This window comes from Plantibacter cousiniae (nom. nud.) (genome assembly GCF_977070315.1).
Genome location: NZ_CDRVEU010000004.1, coordinates 318,695 through 340,799 on the forward strand (window position 1 = coordinate 318,695; position 22,105 = coordinate 340,799).

Annotated in this window: 18 protein-coding genes; 14 read left to right on the forward strand and 4 right to left on the reverse strand. The window is 59.4% G+C overall.

The window, feature by feature from the left end:
• Nucleotides 1-38: 38 nt before the first annotated feature.
• From ACW55A_RS11425 to ACW55A_RS11435, 3 genes are all read right to left on the reverse strand, one after another.
• Nucleotides 39-734 (reverse strand): sensor histidine kinase, encoded by a 696-nt coding sequence (locus ACW55A_RS11425; protein ID WP_455808198.1) that lies wholly within the window; start codon nucleotides 732-734, stop codon nucleotides 39-41.
• The gene (locus tag ACW55A_RS11430; RefSeq protein WP_003370034.1) at nucleotides 731-2,332 is read right to left on the reverse strand and encodes a tetratricopeptide repeat-containing response regulator; all 1,602 of its coding nucleotides are present in this window, start codon (nucleotides 2,330-2,332) and stop codon (nucleotides 731-733) included. The genes ACW55A_RS11425 and ACW55A_RS11430 overlap by 4 nt, the downstream gene beginning before the upstream one ends.
• A 400-nt stretch (nucleotides 2,333-2,732) precedes the next feature.
• Complete coding sequence (locus tag ACW55A_RS11435) at nucleotides 2,733-3,407, reverse strand: TIGR04211 family SH3 domain-containing protein (protein ID WP_455808199.1); 675 nt, start codon at nucleotides 3,405-3,407, stop codon at nucleotides 2,733-2,735.
• A gap of 452 nt (nucleotides 3,408-3,859) precedes the next feature.
• On the opposite strand from ACW55A_RS11435, the gene ppnN reads away from it, so the two are divergent.
• Complete coding sequence (ppnN, locus tag ACW55A_RS11440) at nucleotides 3,860-5,233, forward strand: nucleotide 5'-monophosphate nucleosidase PpnN (protein ID WP_003436065.1); 1,374 nt, start codon at nucleotides 3,860-3,862, stop codon at nucleotides 5,231-5,233.
• A gap of 51 nt (nucleotides 5,234-5,284) precedes the next feature.
• Here the strand turns inward: ppnN and ACW55A_RS11445 are convergent, their stop codons facing one another.
• Entirely contained in the window at nucleotides 5,285-6,154 is an 870-nt protein-coding gene (locus ACW55A_RS11445) for a helix-turn-helix domain-containing protein (protein ID WP_498811270.1), read from the reverse strand.
• A gap of 153 nt (nucleotides 6,155-6,307) precedes the next feature.
• On the opposite strand from ACW55A_RS11445, the gene pobA reads away from it, so the two are divergent.
• From pobA to ACW55A_RS11510, 13 genes are all read left to right on the forward strand, one after another.
• Nucleotides 6,308-7,492, forward strand: coding sequence for a 4-hydroxybenzoate 3-monooxygenase (gene pobA, locus ACW55A_RS11450; RefSeq protein WP_498811269.1), 1,185 nt, complete (start codon nucleotides 6,308-6,310; stop codon nucleotides 7,490-7,492).
• 214 nt (nucleotides 7,493-7,706) lie between these two features.
• Nucleotides 7,707-9,032, forward strand: coding sequence for an MFS transporter (locus ACW55A_RS11455; RefSeq protein WP_248672557.1), 1,326 nt, complete (start codon nucleotides 7,707-7,709; stop codon nucleotides 9,030-9,032).
• 170 nt (nucleotides 9,033-9,202) lie between these two features.
• Nucleotides 9,203-10,081 carry a 4-hydroxy-tetrahydrodipicolinate synthase gene (gene dapA / locus ACW55A_RS11460; protein WP_455808201.1) on the forward strand — a complete coding sequence of 293 codons (879 nt, stop codon included), beginning with the start codon at nucleotides 9,203-9,205 and terminating at the stop codon, nucleotides 10,079-10,081.
• A gap of 10 nt (nucleotides 10,082-10,091) precedes the next feature.
• Nucleotides 10,092-11,261, forward strand: coding sequence for an iron-containing alcohol dehydrogenase (locus tag ACW55A_RS11465; protein ID WP_455808202.1), 1,170 nt, complete (start codon nucleotides 10,092-10,094; stop codon nucleotides 11,259-11,261).
• Nucleotides 11,258-12,517 (forward strand): four-carbon acid sugar kinase family protein, encoded by a 1,260-nt coding sequence (locus ACW55A_RS11470; protein WP_455808203.1) that lies wholly within the window; start codon nucleotides 11,258-11,260, stop codon nucleotides 12,515-12,517. Before ACW55A_RS11465 ends, ACW55A_RS11470 begins: the two co-directional genes overlap by 4 nt.
• Entirely contained in the window at nucleotides 12,510-13,532 is a 1,023-nt protein-coding gene (pdxA, locus tag ACW55A_RS11475) for a 4-hydroxythreonine-4-phosphate dehydrogenase PdxA (RefSeq protein WP_003436046.1), read from the forward strand. Before ACW55A_RS11470 ends, pdxA begins: the two co-directional genes overlap by 8 nt.
• A 78-nt stretch (nucleotides 13,533-13,610) precedes the next feature.
• Complete coding sequence (locus ACW55A_RS11480; RefSeq protein ID WP_044309054.1) at nucleotides 13,611-15,035, forward strand: sodium:solute symporter family protein; 1,425 nt, start codon at nucleotides 13,611-13,613, stop codon at nucleotides 15,033-15,035.
• Nucleotides 15,022-16,146, forward strand: coding sequence for a sialidase family protein (locus ACW55A_RS11485; RefSeq protein ID WP_060708041.1), 1,125 nt, complete (start codon nucleotides 15,022-15,024; stop codon nucleotides 16,144-16,146). The genes ACW55A_RS11480 and ACW55A_RS11485 overlap by 14 nt, the downstream gene beginning before the upstream one ends.
• 54 nt (nucleotides 16,147-16,200) lie before the next feature.
• Nucleotides 16,201-16,887, forward strand: coding sequence for an SDR family NAD(P)-dependent oxidoreductase (locus ACW55A_RS11490; protein WP_455808205.1), 687 nt, complete (start codon nucleotides 16,201-16,203; stop codon nucleotides 16,885-16,887).
• Between the two features lie 39 nt (nucleotides 16,888-16,926).
• Complete coding sequence (locus tag ACW55A_RS11495) at nucleotides 16,927-17,697, forward strand: DeoR/GlpR family DNA-binding transcription regulator (RefSeq protein WP_003436038.1); 771 nt, start codon at nucleotides 16,927-16,929, stop codon at nucleotides 17,695-17,697.
• Between the two features lie 301 nt (nucleotides 17,698-17,998).
• Nucleotides 17,999-18,532, forward strand: coding sequence for a toxin VasX (locus ACW55A_RS11500; protein WP_498811268.1), 534 nt, complete (start codon nucleotides 17,999-18,001; stop codon nucleotides 18,530-18,532).
• Nucleotides 18,496-21,390, forward strand: coding sequence for a hypothetical protein (locus ACW55A_RS11505; RefSeq protein WP_498811267.1), 2,895 nt, complete (start codon nucleotides 18,496-18,498; stop codon nucleotides 21,388-21,390). The genes ACW55A_RS11500 and ACW55A_RS11505 overlap by 37 nt, the downstream gene beginning before the upstream one ends.
• A complete protein-coding gene (locus ACW55A_RS11510; RefSeq protein WP_072364899.1) occupies nucleotides 21,387-22,079 on the forward strand; it encodes a permease in 693 nt (230 codons plus the stop codon). The genes ACW55A_RS11505 and ACW55A_RS11510 overlap by 4 nt, the downstream gene beginning before the upstream one ends.
• The last annotated feature ends 26 nt before the right edge of the window (nucleotides 22,080-22,105 follow it).

Consider the following 22,105-nt stretch of genomic DNA (forward strand, 5'->3'; position numbering starts at 1 on the left):
AAGGCGTTGCGGGGTGCTCTTGGAAAGGCTGCGGCCTCTCAGGGCAGGGTCATACTGAACATCGCCCCGCCCAGCACGCCGCCGTTGGCGATTTCAATGCGCCCGCGCATGCCGTTGCGTACATGCAGCCGGGCAATGTGCGCAGCGAAATACAAGCCCAGGCCGGTACTGCCGCTGCCCTGGTTGATGCCCTGCACATAGTCGGTCTGGCGTTCGATCAGATACGCCGGGTAGCCGGGGCCATCGTCATTGATGGTGATCTTCAGCTGCCCGCCTTCATCACCGACACTGACAACAATCTGCTCGCGGGCAAAGCCGATGGCGTTGACGATGATATTGCCCACCACCGAGCCGATCAGTTCGCGGTCGAAAAAGCCCAGGGGGCTAACCACATCGATCACATGACGCGCGGCAATCCCGCGGCTGGCCAGCACGTCCTGATGATGGGCCAGTTGCGCTTCGATGAAATCGTCCAGTTCGTGGTAGTCCGGACGCAACGGCATCTGGTTGACACCCAGCTTGTAAAGACCGAGCAACTGCACGAGCATCCCGTTGAGGTTGGCGAACTCGTAATTGATGACGCCATGCTCCGGCGTATCGCGCTGCTGGACCGAAAGCTTCGCCTGCCACTGGCTGTGTGCCTGGGTCAGCGTCGCCAGCGAGTTTTTCATGTCGTGCACCGTGGAGGCGATCACCATGGAAAAGTCGAGGCCCTGCTCTGTCTCCTCACTCATGCGCTGAATGCCCTCTCCCTGAGTTTCTGGTAGCGCTCATAGCGTGGATCGCTTTCCGGGATCTTGCCAAGCATGGTCAGGCTGGCACGGCACTCGTCAATTCCGGCCTGGCCCAGATTCTGGCCAGGGTGAAGCAGCGACTGCACCATGTTCAGCGCAATACTGATGTTCTTTGGCTGCAGCCCCAGCGCACTGCGGAAAAATGCCTGTGCTTCCGTAAGATTGCCGGCCTTGTAGCTGCGCACGCCTTGCAGGTTGAAATCGACAGCCGCCTTGCTGGCACCCAGAATCGCCGGATCATCGGTCATGCTGGCAATGCTTTTCATCACCGCAGGATCATCGCCATAGGCTCCCGCACAACTCTTCAAGACGCCGGCACCGGCCTCTTCCTGACCAAGCTTCTTCAGTTGCGCAGCCACCATCAGTGCGGCATCGGCACTGAGCACCTGCTCCATGCCATCCAGTCTGGCCATTGCCTGCTCGGTCAGCTTGGCTGCGGTTTCCGGGTCCGAATGCTGCAGGCTGGCCGCTTTCATCAAGCGGGTGCGCACTTGCAGACCCTCGTCGTCGCCATGCTCCTTGGCCACGTCGACCAGGGCGTTGTTGATCTCGACACGGGTGCGCGCATCGAGCCCCTGATCACCGCCCTTGCTGATCAGCGCATGCGCCAACCCCAGGTTGGTTTCCGGATCCTTGAAACGCGAATGCTGACCTTGGGAGACGGCCTGGCGATATGCCTTGGAAGCGCTTTCGAAGTCCTCGTTGCCCAATGCCAGCTTGCCCAGCAGCTTCTGCCGACGCACCGCCAGCGGCGACAGGCGCACTGCGCTTTCCAGCACGGACTGCGCGCGCTTGCCATCGCCAAGCGCGACCAGCACATCAGCCAGGCCATCGAACAGCGCAGGCATGGTCGGAAATGCCTTGATTGCCTGTTCGTAGACAGCCTGCGCCTCGGCGGTCTTGCCGCGCTTGAGCAGCAGGCTGCCCAATGCACCGTAGGCCCACGGCGTGGCCCGATCGGCCAGAATGGTCTTGAGGAACGCTTCCAAGGGCTCGTTCTGCTTCAGGTCACGCAGGGCATCGGCCTTGTAGCGCAGGCACAACGGCGCATAACGTGGGTCCTGCTCGATCAGCTTGTCGCACGCGGCCAGTACTTCGGCCGGTTTGCGACGGTCGAGGGCCTGCAGAATCGGCTTGAGCAAGGTCTTGCGCTGCACCAGCTTTTCCAGGCGCTGGGCCAGCCCGGCGCGGTTGAACGGCTTGGTCAGGTAACCATCCGGCTCCCACTCAAGCGCACTCATGACCATCGCCTGACTGTTTTCGGCAGTGACCATGATGAATACGCTTTCGTAACTCAGCAGCCGCTCGATCATCAGGTCTTCCAGCACCTGCTGACCGTTCTTGCGACCATCACCCAGGTTGAAATCGTGCAGCACGAAGTCATAACGCTTTTGCGAGCACATGCGCAGAGCCTGCTCGCCGGTGTCGGCGGTGTCCACTTCCTTGACGCCCAACTCACGCAGCATCGATCTCACTGAACTGCGAAAGTCAGAGAAATCATCAACGATAAGAAAGCTTTTTTGGTTGTACGCCAGCATCCGGATTCCTGCACAGGAGAGGGTGAAAATATGAGACCCGCGGCCTGAAAATCATTCAGGCCCGACTCGGCAGCCCATTTTTCAGGACGCACATAATAACTGATGGCAAAGAGCCATAACACAACTTGCCGGTCCCCTCCTCCTATGCGTCAGAGCACGAGGTTGAGGGCGACACTCAGTTTTTCGACCATCCACGCAGAAACTGTAGAACGAACATCAACTTCGCGCACGAACCCTGTGCCAGGCAGGCATAAAGAGTGTGGGCTGTATCTTGATTGCGGCAGGGGAAAGGCATTTTCGGAGAGGTCCGTCACACATCGGCTGCGCACTCGATAAAACGCACAGCGTGCCGGACAACATGCCAGCGCGGGACGCTGGCATGTGAGGTGATCAAGGTGGTTTACACCCAGCCGTCGTTCTTCTTACGGCCCTTGGTCAGCGCCGGAAGGATCAGGCCGACCAGCAAGCCGGCACCGGCAATGCTGCCGCCGTAGACCATGTAACGCATCATCACTTGCTTGTTCTCATCGCCAAGTCGTGCCTGAGTCGCACGCAATTCAGCCTGAGAGTCGGCCAGTTGATCGTTGAGGGTCTTGGTGCGCGCCTCCAGCTCATCGACCAGTTTCTTGCGCGCGTCCAGCGTTTCCTGCATGCCCTGCACGCGAGTCTTCCAAGTGTTGTCGATGCCCGCCAGCTGCTCGGTCAGATCGGCGACCTGCTGAGTCAGTTGTGGGACACGCTCGGCCTGGCCAGGGACTTCCTGCAAGTCGCTGCTCGGAATCCACACCGTGGAACCGCCTTCGCCGCGCACCTGGCTGAACTTGCCCGAAGCGCTGAGCAGCTCGACCTTCTGCCCGGATTTCAGCGTTCCCACAATCCGGTGATCATCGGTTGGTCCGCTGCGTACATAAGTCGTAAGACTGTCGCTGACCCAGCGATCGCTGCCTGCGGCCTGTGCGCTGCCAGGCAAGACAACGGTCAATGCAGCGCCAACCAGGCCTGCGCCGAGCAAGCGACGCGAAACGACGAACAGGCCAGGGGCTCGGGAAAGAAGTGCGGAAAAATGACGAGACATGGCGATAATTATCTTTATCTGAAATGAAAATAAAGCCTCGTTTAACGGGCCGGCTAAGGATGGGAGCGGCAAGTGATCAACGGTTTTGCAACTCCTGCCCGGACGGAATGTCTGCCTATCAGGCGCGCTGAAAAAGCACCTGATGATCCCTTTCGTGCAGGCCGTCCAGAAAGTCCATCAGCTAACAGACTCCGTTAACGGGGTCAGGTTCACTATTGCCCGTTGTCCGCGTCAAAATTCAGCCGCACGGTCATGCGAAGCAAGTGCCTGCTTTCAAAAGAATTCACCTGCCGATTCAATCCTGCGATGACGCACAACGGCTCAAACAGGGGACGTCTGCGGTCCGGCGTTTGCTTTCCCGGCCAAGTGCTGTAGAAAAGGCTCCACAGGGGTGAATGTTCTCGATATTCACCATCCTGATGCTCGACTGCATCGCTCTAATGGAAAATAGAATGATCCCAAGACAAGTGATTAACGCCACCGTAAGCCCGAAAGGCAGCCTTGAAACCCTGTCCCAACGTGAAGTGCAGCAGCTCAGCGCGGCCGGTTCAGGCAGCACCTATACCCTGTTTCGCCAGTGCGCCCTGGCCATTCTCAATACTGGCGCCCACGTCGATAACGCCAAGACCATTCTTGAAGCGTACGAGAGTTTTGAAGTCCGCATCCATCAACAGGACCGCGGCGTTCGCCTGGAGCTGCTCAACGCTCCGGCCGATGCCTTCGTCGACGGCGAGATGATCGCCAGCACCCGCGAAATGCTGTTCAGCGCCTTGCGCGACATCGTCTATACCGAAAGCGAGCTGGACAGCCAGCGCATCGACCTGAGCAATTCCCAGGGCATCACCGACTACGTGTTCCACCTGCTGCGCAACGCTCGTACCCTGCGTGCCGGTGTCGAGCCGAAGATGGTGGTGTGCTGGGGCGGCCATTCGATCAATACCGAAGAATACAAATACACCAAGAAAGTCGGCCACGAACTGGGCCTGCGCAGCCTGGATATCTGCACCGGCTGCGGCCCCGGCGTGATGAAAGGCCCGATGAAAGGCGCGACCATCGCGCACGCCAAGCAGCGTATCGTCGGCGGTCGCTACCTGGGCCTGACCGAGCCCGGCATCATCGCTGCCGAAGCGCCCAACCCGATCGTCAATGAGTTGGTGATCCTGCCGGACATCGAAAAACGCCTAGAAGCGTTCGTCCGCGTCGGTCACGGCATCATCATTTTCCCCGGTGGCGCAGGCACTGCCGAAGAGTTCCTGTATCTGCTGGGCATTCTGATGCACCCGGACAACAAGGACGTGCCGTTCCCGGTGATCCTGACCGGCCCGAAAAACACCGAGCCGTACCTGCAGCAACTGCACGCATTTGTCGGTGCCACGCTGGGTGAAGAGGCGCAGCGCCACTACCAGATCATCATCGACAACCCGGCAGACGTTGCCCGGCAGATGACTCAGGGCCTTAAGGAAGTGAAGCGGTTCCGCCGCGAGCGTAATGACGCGTTTCACTTCAATTGGCTGCTGAAGATCGAGGAAAGCTTCCAGCACCCTTTCGATCCGACCCACGAGAACATGTCCAGACTGCAACTGAACCACGATGTGCCGACTCACGAACTGGCCGCCAATCTGCGCCGTGCGTTTTCCGGCATCGTCGCCGGCAACGTCAAGGACAAGGGCATTCGCCTGATCGAACAGCACGGTCCTTATCAGATCCACGGCGACCCATCGATCATGGGCCCGCTGGACAAGCTGTTGCAGGCCTTCGTCGATCAGCACCGCATGAAGCTGCCAGGCGGCGCGGCGTACGTGCCGTGCTACCAGGTCGTGACCTGACCGCACAGCGACCTGCGACAAGCCAACGGGGTGCTCTTGAGCACCCCGTTTCTATTGCTGCTGGCGAAATGCCTTGGGTGATTGCCCGGTAGCACGCTTGAAGAAACGCGAAAAATACGCCGGCTCGGAAAAGCCCAGGCTGTCTGACACCTGATTGATGGTCAGGGTGGTGTAGATCAGGTTGCGCTTGGCCTCCAGCAGCAAGCGCTCACTGATGATCTGTAAGGCCGACTGGTTGCACAGCCGCCGACACAGAGCATTCAAATGCGCGGCGCTGATGCCCATCGCTTGGGCATGCTGGTCAATCGACCAGTGCTCGCGAAAACTCGCTTCCAGTTGATACATGAACACCTGCAAATGCTCGCGGCCGCGATCCATGGCGTGAGTCTCTTCGCCAGCACCTTCACTGCTGCGCCGACTGAGCCACACCGCCAGCACACTGACCAGCGAGTGCAGCATCAGATCGCGGCCCGCTCTGGGCTGCCGGTATTCATTGGCAATGGCATTGAACAGCGTGTCGACATAATCGCTGTCCGCCCCGAGCGCATAGCAGCGGGCAGCGCTGAGGGCAGAGACGTCGAGCGCAGCCTCGAGTTGCTCCACCAAGGGTCTGGCCAGGCTGAGAATATGGCCCTGAATATCTCTGGAAAACCTGAAGGTGTGCACGCTCAGTGCGGGCACGACCTGCAACGAAGGCATCTCGACCTCGCTGACCCGGTCCTCGACCTTGAGCATCGCCTTGCCCGACTGCACGTAAAGCAGCTGGACCAGATCGCCATGCCGATGCGGCTTGATCTCCCATTCGTGAATCCTGCTGCGCTCGGGGATCGACTCACAGTGGATCAGATCGGGGGTCGGCCAGGCCGCGGTTTCCCCATAGAGCTTGAACACCGGTATCGCTGCTGTGGCAGGTCTGGCCATGTCGTCCTCTCTGGTCCGGACCCTCGAAAAGTCCAGATAATGCAGCGGATATTGCCTTCTTATCTCGACGGCATCCATTAAAAATGCAGGAGACAAAAACAAACATTTCCCGCTGACTAAACCTGGCAGGGATCAAAAGACAGGACTAACGCCATGAAAACCAAGGTTGCCATTATCGGTTCAGGCCCTTCCGGATTGTTGCTGGGCCAACTGTTGCAACGTGCCGGTATCGATAACGTCATCGTCGAGCGCAAGGACCCCGACTACATCCTGTCGCGCATCCGCGCCGGCGTGCTGGAACAAGGCATGACCGACCTGTTGCGTGAAGCGGGCGTCAGTGAACGCATGGACGCAGAGGGCATGATCCATGACGGTTTCGAGCTGGCGTTCGCTGGTCGTTGCGAGCGCATCGACCTGAAGAGCCTTGCCGATGGCAGAACGGTGATGGTCTACGGCCAGACCGAGGTCACCCGCGACCTGATGGCCGCGCGCGCAGCCAGCGGTGCAATGACGGTCTATGACGCCGCAGACGTCAAAGCGCACGACCTCAAGAGCGATAGTCCGTACCTGACCTTTGTGAAAGACGGCGAGACCGTGCGCCTGGACTGCGATTACATTGCCGGTTGTGACGGCTTTCACGGAGTGTCACGGCAATCGATTCCCGCCGACGCCCTCAAGGTATTCGAACGCGTTTATCCGTTCGGCTGGCTCGGCGTACTGGCCGATACGCCGCCGGTCAACGAAGAGCTGGTCTATGCCAATCACCCGCGCGGCTTTGCCTTGTGCAGCATGCGCTCGGCCATTCGTACCCGCTATTACGTGCAGGTCAGTACCGACGAGAAGGTCGAAGACTGGTCGGACGAGCGCTTCTGGGATGAACTCAAATCCCGCCTGCCCGAGCATCTGGCAGAGCGCCTGGTGACCGGCCCGTCCATTGAGAAAAGCATCGCGCCGCTGCGCAGCTTTGTGGTTGAACCCATGCAGTACGGGCGCCTGTTCCTGCTCGGCAACGCCGCGCACATCGTCCCGCCGACCGGTGCCAAAGGACTGAACCTGGCGGCCAGCGATGTCAGCACGCTGTACCGCATCCTGCTCAAGGTCTATCAGGAAGGCCGCACTGACCTGCTGGAAAAGTATTCACAGATCTGCCTGCGCCGAGTGTGGAAAGCCGAGCGCTTCTCTTGGTGGATGACGTCGGTGCTGCACAACTTTCCCGACACAGACGCGTTCAGCCAGCGCATCCAGCAGACCGAACTGGACTACTACGTCGGCTCGGAAGCCGGGCGCAGGACCATTGCCGAGAATTATGTGGGCTTGCCGTATGAGGCTGTCGAGTAGAGCCTTGGCCCCGGCGCAATGATTTTCGTTGCGTGCTGACATTCGCGGCAAGCCATAAGCTCCCCGGGGGCACGCGTTGTGCAATCACACAACGCGTGCCCCCTGCCGCCGTGCAAAACCCCAAAGCGTTTTTGTCACTGCCCACCTATGATCAGGAGTGCATCCAGTAGCTATCCGGCTATATAAAAACAACAAGCACAGAGGAACACCCGCCATGACACCTGTCTCGACCCACGAGGTGGGCGACGCCGAAGGCAATCATGTCTACCGTCGCATCACCCTGCGCCTTATCCCGTTTATCTTCATTTGTTACCTGTTCAATTACCTCGACCGCGTGAACGTGGGCTTTGCCAAGCTGCAGATGCTCGATGCCCTGAGTTTCAGCGAGACGGTCTATGGCCTCGGTGCCGGTATCTTCTTCATTGGCTACGTGCTGTGTGGCCTGCCCAGCAATCTGGCGCTGAACCGCTTCGGGCCGCGTCGCTGGATCGGTCTGATGATGATTACCTGGGGAGTTTTCTCGACCTGCCTGCTGTTCGTCACCACGCCGGTCGAGTTCTACGTGCTGCGCTTTCTGACCGGTATGGCAGAGGCCGGCTTCTTCCCCGGCATCGTTCTGTACCTCTCGCGCTGGTATCCGAACCAGCGTCGCGGACGGATCATGGCACTGTTCATGTCGGCCATTCCGGTCTCCGGACTGCTGGGCGGTCCTTTTTCCGGATGGATTCTCAACCATTTCGCTGCGGGCCAGGGCGGAATGGCCGGCTGGCAATGGATGTTTCTGATTCAGGGGCTGCCGACCGTGGCGCTGGGTGTGCTGGCCTTCGTTCTGCTGTGCGACAGAGTCGAGGATGCCCGCTGGCTGACGCCCGCGCAGCGTCAGCGGGTCAAGACCGATATCACCAACGATGAACTGAGCCGTCCGGTGCACGGCAAGAGCTCGGTGGCTTCAGTGCTGACCATGCCGTTCATATGGATTCTGGGCTTTATCTACTTCTGCATTCAAAGCGGCGTCTACGCGATCAATTTCTGGCTGCCGTCGATCATCAAGAACCTCGGTTTCAGCGATGCACTGGTGATCGGCTGGATCAGTGCCGTGCCGTACCTGATGGCGGGCGTGTTCATGCTGCTGGTCGGCCGCTCCGCCGACCTGCGTAATGAGCGCCGCTGGCATCTGGTGGTGCCAATGCTGATGGGCGCGACCGGCCTGATCATTGCCGCCAACTTCGCGACGCTGCCCATCGTTGCCATCATCGGGCTGACTATCGCGACCATGGGTGCGCTGACCAGCCTGCCGATGTTCTGGCCATTGCCAACCGCCCTGCTGAGCGCCAGCGTTGCCGCAGGCGGGCTGGCGCTGATCAACTCGATCGGGCAGATGGCAGGCTTTCTCAGCCCTTACCTGGTGGGCTGGATCAAGGATCAGACCGGCTCGACTACCCTGGCGCTGTATTCACTGGCCGCGCTGACCATCGTCGGCAGTCTGGTGGCCTTGCGGGTCAGTCGTTCGTCGGCAATCAAGGTGGCTAGGCCCGCCTGACCTTTTCGATACCCTCATCTAGAGCCAGGCCTTGTGCCTGGCTTTTTGATCGGTTCTTTCATTTTTACTGCATCACCCCACTCCTTTGTGAAAAAAACGCTCAAAATGCTTGCCATTAATGATCGATTCAATCACTATCGTTTTACTAAAAATAAAACGAGAACCTGGCCATGCAATTTCGCGGCATCATTCCAGCTCTGGTCACGCCCCTCACCGAAGATCAGCAGCTCGACGAGCAGGCCCTGCGCAATCTGATCGAAAACCTTCTGAATGCAGGTGTTCACGGGCTTTTCGTACTGGGCACCAACGGTGAGTTCTTCGCCCTTTCCGAAGCGGAAAAACTAAAGATCGCTCGTATTACCGTCGAAGCGGCGGCAGGACGCGTACCTGTCGTGGTCGGCACCGGGGCATTTGCCACGCACGAAGTGATTGAAATGAACAAAAAGATGATCGATGTGGGCGCCGATGCCCTGTCGATCATCACGCCGTACTTCAACGCTGTCAGCCAGCCCGAGCTGATCAAGCACTACACCAGTATCGCCGATGCGTCCGAACTGCCGCTGATGATGTACAACATTCCGGCCAAGACCGGCATGTCGATCGGCATGGATGCCGTGGCCACCCTTAGCCAGCATCCGCAGATCAAGGGCATCAAGGACAGTGCTGGCAACTTCGATGCACTGGTGCAGATGATGAAGTACCGCAGCGACGACTTCGCGGTATTCGCCGGAACCGACTCGCTGATCCACTGGAACCTGCTGGCCGGCGGTGACGGCGCGGTGGCTGCAACCGCCAACGCGGTGCCGGGTCTGGTCATGTCGATCTGGAACCACTTCCAGTCGGGCAATCATGACGCTGCCCGCGCCGCGCAGGAGTCCCTGCGCCCGCTGCGCGATGCCTTCGCGCTGGGCACCCTGCCTGTAGTGCTGAAAACCGCCACGCAACTGCTCAATGTACCGGTCGGCCCCTGCCGTGCGCCGGTACAGCCGCTCGACGCCGCCGCGCTGGAAAAACTTCACAGCCTGTTGGCCGTTTACCGCCAAGCCTGAGGTCATTGCGATGTCTGCTACCTACCATTTCCAGACCGTGAAGCATGTTGTCCACGGTCCCGGCAGCCTGGATCTGCTGGGCGAAAAGCTGCCACTGCTCGATGTGCCGGTCAGGACCGTCATTCTGGTCACGCAAAACGCCATGCATAACCTTGGTGTCACCCAGCGCGTCACCGATCAGCTACGCGACCTGGATATCCGCGTGCACATGCTCGACAACGTCGAAATCGAACCGACCCTGGAAAACATCGAACGTGTGTTCCGTGACGACGTCGCTCCGCATGCGCCGGACGCCCTGATCGCCATCGGTGGAGGCAGCGTGCTGGATGCCGCCAAGCTGTTCGCCGTCATGTTGACCAATGACACGCCACTCAGAGACCTGCTGGGCATCGACAAGGTGACCCACCCCGGCAAGCCCATGGTGCTGGTGCCCACCACATCCGGTACAGGATCGGAAGTGACACACAACGCGATCGTCACGCTGCCCGATGAAGAACTGAAGATCGGCGTGGTCAGCCGCCATCTGCTGCCGACGCTGGTAATTCTCGATCCATTACTGACCCTCAGCCTGCCCCGAGCGATCACTGCCGCGACCGGAATGGATGCCTTCACGCACTCGCTGGAGTCCTTCATTTCCACCAAGGCCAACCCGATCAGCGATGCCTTTGCCCTGGAGTCGATGCGTCTCATCGCAGGCAGCATTGTGGAAGCCTGGCAACAACCGGAATCAGTGCGCGCTCGCGGCGACATGCTGCTGGGTTCGATGTACGGCGGCCTGGCGCTGACGGCTGCCGGGACCGCTGCAGTGCATGCGCTGGCCTACCCGCTGGGAGGCAAGTTTCACGTCACTCACGGCGTAGCCAACGCCATGCTGCTGCCCCACGTGATGGCCTTCAATCTGGACAGTTGCGCCGAACGCCTCAAGCGCGCGGCACTGATCTGCGGTGTAGCACAGCAGGACGACAGCAATGAGGCGGCGGCCCACAAGCTGATCGAACAGATTCGCCAATGGACTCAAGTGCTGAACATCCCGCAGAACCTGCGTGAGTTTGGCGTGGCCGAAGAGCATCTGGCTGACATGGCCGTGGCGGCCTCAAGGGTCACCCGCCTGATGACCAATAATCCCAAGGCGCTCAGCCTTGACGATATCCAGCAACTGTACCGGTGCCTGCTGCCATGAGTCACGTCGAGTTTCCCGGCCTGTTGATCATCGCCGATGACTTGTCCGGGGCCGCCGATTGCGCGGCGGATTTCGCCTCGCGGGTCGATACCCATGTGCTGCTGAGCAACGGCGCCCCAGACCTGCAAGGGGTCATCGCCTTCGATACCGATTCGCGTCGCCTGGCGCCGCAACAGGCCGCCGAACAGAACCGCGTAGCGCTGCAGCAACAGTCCCGCGCAGGCATGGCGCTGTACAAGAAAATCGACTCGACACTGCGCGGCAATATCGCCAGCGAGGTCGATGCCTTGCAGGGACTGCGCGGCATGGCGCTGGTCGCTCCGGCGTTCCCGGCCATGCAGCGCACCACCGTGATGGGTGTGCAATTGATAAATGGTGTGCCGGTCGATCAAAGTGATGTGTGGCGCAACGAGCACCTGCAGGGCACCGGCGACCTGCTTGAGCTGTTTGCCGCGCAGGGCCTGCACACGCAATGGCTGGGGCTCGACGCCATTCGCGACCCTGCCGGTCTGAAAACCGCTCTGCGCAGCGCGCTTGAGCAGGGTGTGCAGGTGCTGGTCTGCGACGCTGAACTGGACAGTGACCTGCTGCGTCTGGCCGACGCGTCAGTGGGCTGGCACGACGAGCTGTTCTGGGTCGGCTCTGCCGGGCTGGCTCGCCATCTGCCACAAGCGTTCGGTCTGGCCGCAGCCCTGCCGATCAGTGTCAGACCACGCTCACCGGTGCTGACCGTGATCGGCAGCATGTCCCGGCACTCTCAAGCCCAGGCCGACAGGCTCGCGCACGCCAGTCAGGCACTGTGCATGACGCTGCAACCTTCGACGCTACTCAATGAAGAGAGGTGCACCGAGCGCGATGCCCTGAGCGAGCAGCTTCAGCAACACCTCGCCGCCGGGCAGGATGTACTGGTGCGCCTCGATCAACAACAGCGCGATCCAGCCCGGGCAGCCACCTTGAGTCACGCGCTGGCGCAATGGCTGGCACCCGCCCTGCCCCATGCAGGCTCGCTGATCGCCACGGGCGGTGAAACCGCCAGGGCGATCCTGATTGCCGCCGGTATCGAACGCCTGATGCTGTCTGGCGAACTGGCCACCGGCGTGGTTCTGGCCGAAGCGCAACTGGGCAGGCACACACTCAATGTAGTGACCAAAGCCGGCGCTTTCGGCGACCCCGACACGTTGCTTGACGCCTGGCAACGGCTCCACGCACCGGCTGCGACCGACACCCCTTTCAACGAGGAAACTTCCTATGTCTGAACGTCCCGTCATTGGTATCACCATGGGCGACGCCGCCGGGGTGGGACCGGAAATCATCATGAAAATGCTCACCCATGCCTCGGTGTACGCGACTTGCCGGCCGTTGGTGATCGGCGATGCGCAACGCCTGGAAGACGCCAACCGCATCGTCGGCAGCCAACTGCGCGTCAATAGCATCGCCAGCCCGGCAGAAGCGCGCTTCATTCAGGGCAGCGTAGACTGCATCGACCTGGGTCTGATCCCCGCCGACCTGCCTTATGGAAAACTCTCGCCGGTCGCCGGTGATGCGGCCTTCCGCTATATCGAGCGTACGGTGCAACTGACTCAGGCCGGCGAGCTGGATGCGATCTGCACCGCTCCGTTGAACAAGGAAGCCCTGCACGCAGGCGGGCATATCTTCCCCGGTCACACCGAAATGCTCGCGCACCTGCTGGGCATCGAAGAAGTGTCGATGATGCTGATGACCCCGACATTACGGGTAATTCACGTCACAACCCACATCGGCATCATCGACGCCATTGCGCGCATCGAACCTGGGCTGGTCAAGCGCACCATCGAGCGCGCCAGAGAGACGCTGACCCGCGCAGGCATCGATAACCCGCTGATCGCGGTCTGTGGCATCAATCCTCACGCCGGGGAAAACGGCCTGTTCGGCTATGGCGAAGAAGCCACCAAGATCCAGCCTGCGATTGATGAACTGCGCGCCCGTGGCTGGCGCGTGGAAGGCCCGCTGCCCGCCGATACGTTGTTCTTCCGTGCCGGACGCGGCGACTTCGATGCCGTGGTTGCGATGTACCACGATCAGGGCCACGGCCCGGTCAAGGTCATGGGTCTGGAGGCCGGGGTCAACGTGACCATCGGCCTGCCGGTGATCCGCACCTCGGTGGATCACGGCACCGCTTTCGACATCGCCGGCAAGGGCATCGCCGACGAACGCAGCCTGATCGAAGCCATGCGCCAGGCCGTGGAGCTGGCCACCCGAAAACGCGACACCCGCAATTCCATCGCCGTCTGAGGTCGTTACCGGTACTGACCCAACGATCCCCAGCGGCACCCCATAACGCGCCAGAACAAAAACAATGGAGCGAGACTGATGGATACCTTCAACGCGCAAGACACCTCGATCATCATCGGTATGGTGGTCGTCTACATCCTCATAACCACCTGGATGAGCATGCGCCTGCGCAGCAAGACCAGTGAGCAATACATGGTCGCCTCGCGCACCATGCCCGCCTTTGTCGTCGGCGTGCTGATGATGTCCGAATTCATCGGCGCCAAGTCTACGGTCGGTACGGCACAAGCGGCCTTCGAAAGCGGTTTTGCCGCCTCCTGGTCAGTGATCGCCGCAGCCATCGGCTTCCCGCTGTTCGGCCTGCTGATGGCGCGCAAGCTGTACAGCTCCGGCGAATTCACCATTTCCGGCTTCATCGCCAAAAAATACGGCACCTCCACCAAACTCGCAGTCTCGATCATCATGATCTACGCGCTGTTGCTGGTGAACGTCGGCAACTACGTCAGCGGCGCGGCGGCCATTGCCACGGTTCTGAAGATCAACCTGACCACTGCGGCCTTCATTACCGCGATCATCAGCACGCTCTACTACGTGTTCGGCGGCCTGAAAAGCGTGGCTTACATGAGTATTCTGCACACCGGGGTGAAATACATCGGCGTGCTGATCGTGCTCGGCGTGGCACTGAAAATGACTGGCGGCTTCAGCCCCGTGGTGCAGAACATGCCCGAGCATTACTTCACGTGGGACGGCGCCATCGGTGGTTCGAAAATCCTCGCCTGGATCATCGGCACGGTCGGCGCGATTTTCTCCACGCAGTTCATCATTCAGGCCATCTCCTCGACGCAGAATCAGAACGCAGCACGCCGCTCGACCTTCTATGCCTCGCTGCTGTGCATCCCGATTGCCCTGGCGCTGGGCTTCATCGGTGTCGCGTCCAAGTACCTGCACCCGGAAATGAGCAGCCTGTACGCGCTGCCGATCTTCCTGCAATCGATGAGCCCGGTATTGGCAGGCGTAGTGACCATCTCGCTGGTCGCTTCGATTTTCGTCAGCGTCAGTACGGTAGCGCTGGCCATCGCCTCGCTGGTCGTCCGTGACTTCTACGTACCGTGGCGCAAACCGTCCGTGGATCAGGAATTCAAAACCACACGCCTGATCGCGTTGGTGATCGGTTTCGTGCCGCTGTTCTTCGTGTTCTTCGTCCCTGAAATCCTCAACCTGTCATTCTTCACTCGCGCCCTGCGCCTGTCGATTGCCGTTGTCGCCATGATCGCCATCTACCTGCCGTTCTTCGGTTCGGGCCGAGGCGCCACGCTGGGTCTGATCGCCTCAGCAATTACCACCAGCGTCTGGTATCTGTTGAACAACCCTTACGGCATCGACAACATGTACATCGCCCTGGTGACACCTGCCATTGTGATTGCCATCGAGCGCCTGCTGCCCCAGTCCGCGCCGAGCCAACCTGCCAATCCTGTAGAAACCGAGGTCCCCCATGCCAACCGCTGATACCCGTCAGGACGCGTTCCTGCCAACGCCTTACGCACAGAACCATGCGGCAAACCTGCACGAGCTGGCCGACGGCACAGTGCTATGCACCTGGTTCGCGGGGACTCAGGAGGGTATGGCCGACATCTTCGTACTGCTGTCGCGCCGTGACCCGGTGACAGGCGTCTGGAGCGAGCCCCGGAAAATGTCCGAAGACTCGACCCGCTCCGAACAGAACCCGATTCTGTTTCAAGCACCCGACGGCCCGCTGTGGTTGATCTGGACCGCACAGATTTCCGGTAATCAGGAGACCGCGATCATCCGCCGTCGCCTGTCGCTGGACCACGGCCAGAGCTGGGGGCCTATAGACACCCTGTTCGACGAGCCGGGCACCTTTGTACGCCAGCCGCCAGTGGTACTGGATAACGGTGACTGGGTATTGCCGGTCTGGTACTGCATCACCGGCCCCGGTGAAAAGTGGGTCGGCAACCATGACGTCAGTGCAGTAATGATCTCCACCGATCAAGGACACAACTGGTCACGCCACGACGTGCCTGACAGCACCGGCAGCGTGCACATGAATGTTCATCAGTTGGCGGATGGTAGCCTGCTCGGTCTGTTCCGCAGCCGCTGGGCAGACTTCATCTACAGCAGCCGGTCCAGCGACCGGGGACGAACCTGGAGCGTGCCGGCACCGACCGAATTGCCCAACAACAACTCGTCGATCCAGTTCGTGAGACTGGCGACGGACGAGCTGGCACTGGTCTATAACCCTGTCAGCGCCGACGGCCACGCCCAGCGCCGCGCCTCGCTGTACGACGAAATCGAAGACGAAGGTGACGAGCGGATCACACCGGGGCCGCGTGAGGACGGCAAGGCTGCAGTGTGGGGCATCCCCCGTGCACCAATGAGCCTGGCGGTCTCGCGGGACGGCGGTGGTACCTGGCCGACCCGTCTGGACCTGGAGCTGGGCGACGGCTTTTGCCTGACCAACAACTCACAGGAAAAGCTCAACCGCGAATTCTCCTACCCCAGCATCATCCAGGCCGCGGATGGCAGCCTGCATGTCGCCTTCACCTACTTCCGACAGAAGATCAAACATATTCACTTGCCGCTGAGCGCGATCCGTTGACCCACCCGCGTCGATCAGCCTGCTGCCGATCGACGCCTTTGCGGAACCCATGCCATGCCCGAACCGATTCAGTCCGTACTCGTCACCGGTGCCAGCTCCGGCATTGGCAAAGCCATTGTCACGCGCTTGCTGACACAGGGCTTGCAGGTCACCGGTCTGAGCCGCCGCACGCCAGACTTGGAACACGAGAACTTCACCTGGCAAGCGTGCGACCTCAACGACTTCAACGCGCTGGACGCAGCCCTGCAGCAAACACCGCGCATCGATGCACTGATCCATGCGGCCGGCTTCATGCGCACTGCAGCGCTTGGCGAACTGGACGATGCCGATGGCCAGGCGATGTGGCATCTGCATGTGGCCGTTGCCAGCCACATGGTCAATGCGCTTTACCCACGCCTGCGCGACGGTGCCCGTATCCTGATGATCGGCAGCCGCACCATGCAGGGCGCGGCGCAACGCAGCCAGTACGCAGCGACCAAGGCGGCGCTGCAAGGCATGGTTCGCTCATGGGCGATCGAGCTGGCCCCGCGTAACATCACCGTCAACCTGATCGCCCCCGGCGCGACCGAAACGCCGATGCTGCTGGACCCGGGACGCAGTGGCACGCCGCCGCGAAAGCCTCCGATCGGCCGCTTCGTGCAACCCGAGGAGATCGCCGGTCTGGCGGCGTTTCTACTCGGCCCCGACGCGGGTGCAATTACCGGGCAAAGCCTGGTGGTGTGCGGCGGTGCGTCGTTGTAAGGTTGCATCCCGCTTCCAGGCTTTAGTGCAAGGGCTGTAATGAAAGTCGCCAACCGTCGTCAAGCGATACTCGAACTGGTTCTTTCCGGCAAATCCAACGTGGACGAGCTGTGCGCCCAACTCGGCGTCTCGGAAGCCACGGTTCGCCGCGACCTGACCGCCCTGGCCGAACACGGCTTGATCCTGCGCACCTACGGCGGCGCGGCACACGTCGGTCAGCGCGAGCCGGAAACTTCCCTGGAAGAGCGCAGCCGTCAGCACAGCCAGGAAAAAATGGACATCGCCCGTGCCGCACTGGCGCACATCGAGGATCACGACACGCTGTTTCTCGAAGGCGGTACCAGTACCAGCGCGCTGGCGCACATTCTCAATCAGCGGCGCGGGCTGCATGTGATCACCAATAACCTGCTGGCGCTGAGCGATCTGGCGTTGATCCCCGATGGGCGCATCACCGTGCTCGGCGGCACGCTGCGCGCATCGAGCATGTCGACCTATGGCGTGGCGGCGCAGGCAGCCCTGGAACACCTGAGTGCCGACAAACTGTTCATCAGTGCCGATGGCGTGGTAGCGGAGCTGGGTCTGTGCGAGGCCAGCGCCGAACAGGCGTATCTAAAGGAAAACATGGTGGCACGTGCCGCTCAGGTCTTCGTCCTGGCTGACGTCACCAAGCTGGGCCGAGCCCGTCAGCAGCACTGGACACCCTTGCGCCAGCCATGGACGCTGATTACCAACCCGGTGGATGACGAATCCCTGCTCGCTCCGTTCAAGGCACGCAAGAGTATTCAGGTGGAAATTGCACTGCCTGCCTGATTCGGCAAACGACCTGATTTCCTGTTCGTGGCACTTAGCGCGGGCCGTGCAGACTTTTGCGCAACCAATACCTAAATAAATCGACCAAGGCTTGTACTCAAAGCGATGCAGCGAGCATGCGCGAGTCAGCGCACGTGTGCAGAAGCTTGCGCACTATTTCACGCTTTTCTTGCTCGATGTCTTTGCTTTAAATTCCTATCTCTTTGTTTTTTATAGATAAGTAGACAGTCGGCACACATCTTGGAATGCACCTCTGCATACAGCGGGCGATATCGACCGTTTCTGCGCAGAGATTCCATGCATGACCGACAAATCCGGCACCCATACTCAACGACGTGCTGCAACGTTCGCCAAAACTCCCGCCACGGCCACCAGCCTGTGTCCCTTCCGCGGACCTGACGTCGCCATCGTGCCAGTGCGCTATGCGCTGGATCGCTCCCGCTACGATACCGCTCCCCAGAAGCTGAAACCGCTACTCAAGGGCAGCCGCTGGGCGGTGATGCCGAAGCTGAAAACACGCAGCTATACCTTTCGCCAGCTGTATGACGGTTACGTATATGTCTATGACGAGACTGCCGAAACGTTGCACGAGTACGCGGTGTCAGCCGCCACCGGCAACCTGAGCCGTATTGTCTGGACCGATACGCAGATTGGCAGTGACCGGCGAAGCGGTGCCGACGATGGCAAACCCTTCCTGCTCTATCCGCGAAACAACCTGCTGCGCATCGCCTTTTCAGCGCAGCAGTGGACTTGGCGAATTTGCGAACACCTGCGCTCGAATCCGGCAAGCCGCGCTTCATGGATGAAAGCGCTGGATCTGAAACCTACTGCATGACCATGGCCGAGCCGGATACCTTGCCGTTGAACCGTATCGCCGAGGCGGTGGCGGACATCGATAAGGAGCATGCCATTGAAGATGACAGGTTTGCAGACTCGGCGATTCCTACATCCAAGGCCTCCAGCGAAGAAAACCAGCCGCTGTTTTCGCCAATCGGCGCTGACGTTTTCTGGCAGGGCAGCGTTGAAGACAAGAACAGCTCTCTGCTCATTGCTCTTGATGATCCGCTGGCCATTTTCAACGATCTGGGCATGCAACTGGCCGCCGATCAGGCCGCTTACCGCAACTGGCAAGCCGAGCACGAACACAAGATCCAGATCGCCCAGACGGTCACCGCACTGTGCGGCGCTGAAAGTGAACCAGAGAAATTGCCGACATCGGTGCGCGACAATGCGGCGCTCACCCATCAGTACCTGGGCGAGCTCGAAGCTTACTTCGAGCAGTGCATCCTTGAGGAAGCGCAGATCAGCAGCAGTAACGTTCCCGGCGATTTTCTGCTGATGCCGGACATGTTCAAGAGCCTGGACATGCGCAAATCGATTGAAATGCGTTACGGCAGCGCGCCCGCCGACGAGGCCCTGCAAGCCTGGAAAGATCGCCACAAATGGCGGCGCGAGGTCGATCTGAGCGGTGCGCGCCAATACCTTCAGCAGCACCTGCCAACCGGCGACACACTGCTGCAACAGGTGCGTGACACGCAAAGCGACTTTCGGCAATGGTCGACCCATCTGGGCACGGAACCGCTCAAGCTGTTTGTCGACACCACCCACCCTGAAAGCCTGCTTTATCTGCAAGCGATCATGCTAAACCTGCAGATCATCTACGCTCAGGACAACGCCGCCAGCACCTGGCTTGCCGAGCAGGAAGCCAACGACAGCAGCCTGTTTGGCACCTTGCGCTACGGCTTCTCGCCGGCGCTCAAACACGCGCTGCATCAGGAGGCCAACGCGCTGCTGAACGGCCTTGGCGACGTCACCAACCTGGCCACCCGCATCGGCGAACTCAACGGCACGCTCAATCACCAGGGCTTTGCCGACAAGCCGTGGATGAAGGCGCTGAAACAACCCGTTCAGGACACCTTCAAAGCTCTCGGCCAACTGGCCAGCAGCGCAGGCAAGGCGACGTTCGAAAGCATCCTGCTGGCCTGGGTGCCCATCGACAGCCGCCTGGCGGTGGGCAAGCAGCAGAACATCGTTGCACTGATACGCACGCTGTTGATCGGCCAGATCCTGCTCGATTCGAAGGCGCGTATCGCGATCGATCACAAGATGCTCGCGAAGCTGAAAACCTGGATCAGTGAGTGGCAGGTGCTCAACAAACAGATCAGCGACACCCGTCGCAGCTGGCTCTACCCAACCGCTTACAACCCCCGCAAAAGCATCGCCAGCCACCTGCGCACGCTCGAGCAAAAGCTTCGCCTGCACGAACTGAGCATGCCCGCCCTGCTCGACTTTCAGAACAACGAGTACGCCAGGCAGTTGCAGGATGAGATTCGCCTGCACTTCCAGTCCGGCAAAGCCATCGCCAAAGACTGGCTGGCGACCGCCAAACGCTGGCTCGATGGACTGGGAGGGATTGCCGGCTCGATCACCTGGAGCGTGATCATGCTCAACTTCATCAACACCGCCTTCACTTATCGCGACCTTACTCGGGATGGAGACTTCAGTGCCAAGGACATCGGCGAGGTGACGTATGGTTTGGGGTATAGCTTTAACTTGTTGATGGCGGTGTTTGTTGAAGCACCGTGGGCGGTTATCAGTACGGCGAAGCCACTTGTCATTGGCGGCTATAACATAGGCATTCTCGATAAATCGGCGGCTTACTGGAAAGCACGAGGTAATGCGGTTTGGGGGGATGCGATACGCGGGTTTAGAGGTTCGATGGTGGCGATGGGTGGGTTTGGACTCGCGGCAGTTACGCTTGAAATATTTGATATTGCAGATGACTTTTACGCAGCAAAAACACCAGAAGAAAAGAACGTAATCATTGTAAAAGGCATTTCTGTGTTCACAATGGGAGTGGGCTCAACTTTTCAATTGATGGGAGGATTATCGCCTGCCAGTGCATTCGCGACTGTTGCGATGAGCTCATGGTTCAGTGTGGCGCTGCTCATAATAGGTTCTATTTATCTTTTCACTACGATGACCCTGAATTATTTCAAGCAAGACAGTGTCGGCTGGTGGCTACGCAAGTGCTGTTGGTCCAGAACCCTGGACTATCGTTACGCTGAGACTGCCAAAGGTGAGTATGAAGAAGTTCGCGCACTGATGGAAATTCAATTATCTCCACAGGTTCATATCAAAAGCACGGTGCATTATGAAAACCGTTATCTAGGAAAAGGAGATCACTACAGCGTAGCGGTACAAAATGGTGTTGGAGTACAAGTGCAATTGCCCAACCTGATACGCGGGCAGTCCATACACTTCAACATCGTCAGCAGCAAGCGACCATGGGGAGTGCTACCTGTAGAAAAAATAGACGACCCGCTGCATCAAGCTTTTCTGGACCGCGGGCAATTCAGGAAAGCCGAACAGTTCGGGAAGCTAACCAACACGCCTTCTGGCAAGGCGAGTGATGACCTCACCTACCCTCTCATGCCACCAGAAAATGAAGACCTCATCTGGGAAACCTGGGTGCCACTGAACAAGGACGCAATGTATCTCGAGCTGCAAATCTGGTATCCGGCCAGTCTTTTAAACCTTGGCGAAGACGATAGAAGCTATCTGTTTCAGATGGAGCTTGGCCCAAGAGGCGATACCGCTATTGACGGACTGGCTGCTGTGGAACTTGAAGTGAAGGCATCAAACAGAGCCGGTACGCCGACTCTAGAAGTCGCAGAGGGCACACTTATATGACTCAACAAGAAAAAGTCCCAACTTTGCCACAGGGTAGAGATGTTCTGAACTGGAAAATCAAAACACTTGCAAGATCGCCCAGAGAAATGATGATAACTCAGTCCATATTTATCGCACTCTACCTAACAGGATGCACACTTTACCTGTGGGGAGGCTGGATAATGTTTTCAGATAGTCTCTACTCATTAGTGGGCACTGTATTAGCGCTCGCCGGCGTTCTTGCCTATTTCGTAGGCCTGCTCATCCGCCAAAAAACCATCTTCAACTACACCCTGAAAACCGATGGCGCCACGGTCGAGTATTACCTCCACTACCCCGACTTCGCCTCAAGCTTCTTCAAAGGCATCGCCATTTTCGTCATGTTGGTATTCGGATTCGTCGCCGTCCTGACCGGATCGTTGCTCTTTCTGGTCGGCCCGGTAGCGATGGCCTTCATCGCCGCCATCAAACTGCTGAACTGGGAAAACCCTGTCCACCATCGACAAACCGCCCCCTGGCACCTGCATGAATTTGTCACGGTCGATCACAGACGCCTGATGGTCATCATCCATTGCGACGATATCACCACCGGCTTCGCCGCGCGCTTTCCCAGCAAGGCGTTGATGGACAAGTACCTCGCTTTCCTGCGCGAGGTACTTCCGGCGAACGCTGAATACATCGAAAAAGCCACTAACTGGCATCAGGGCTGACGCGACTCAGGCTTGAGCCGACACAC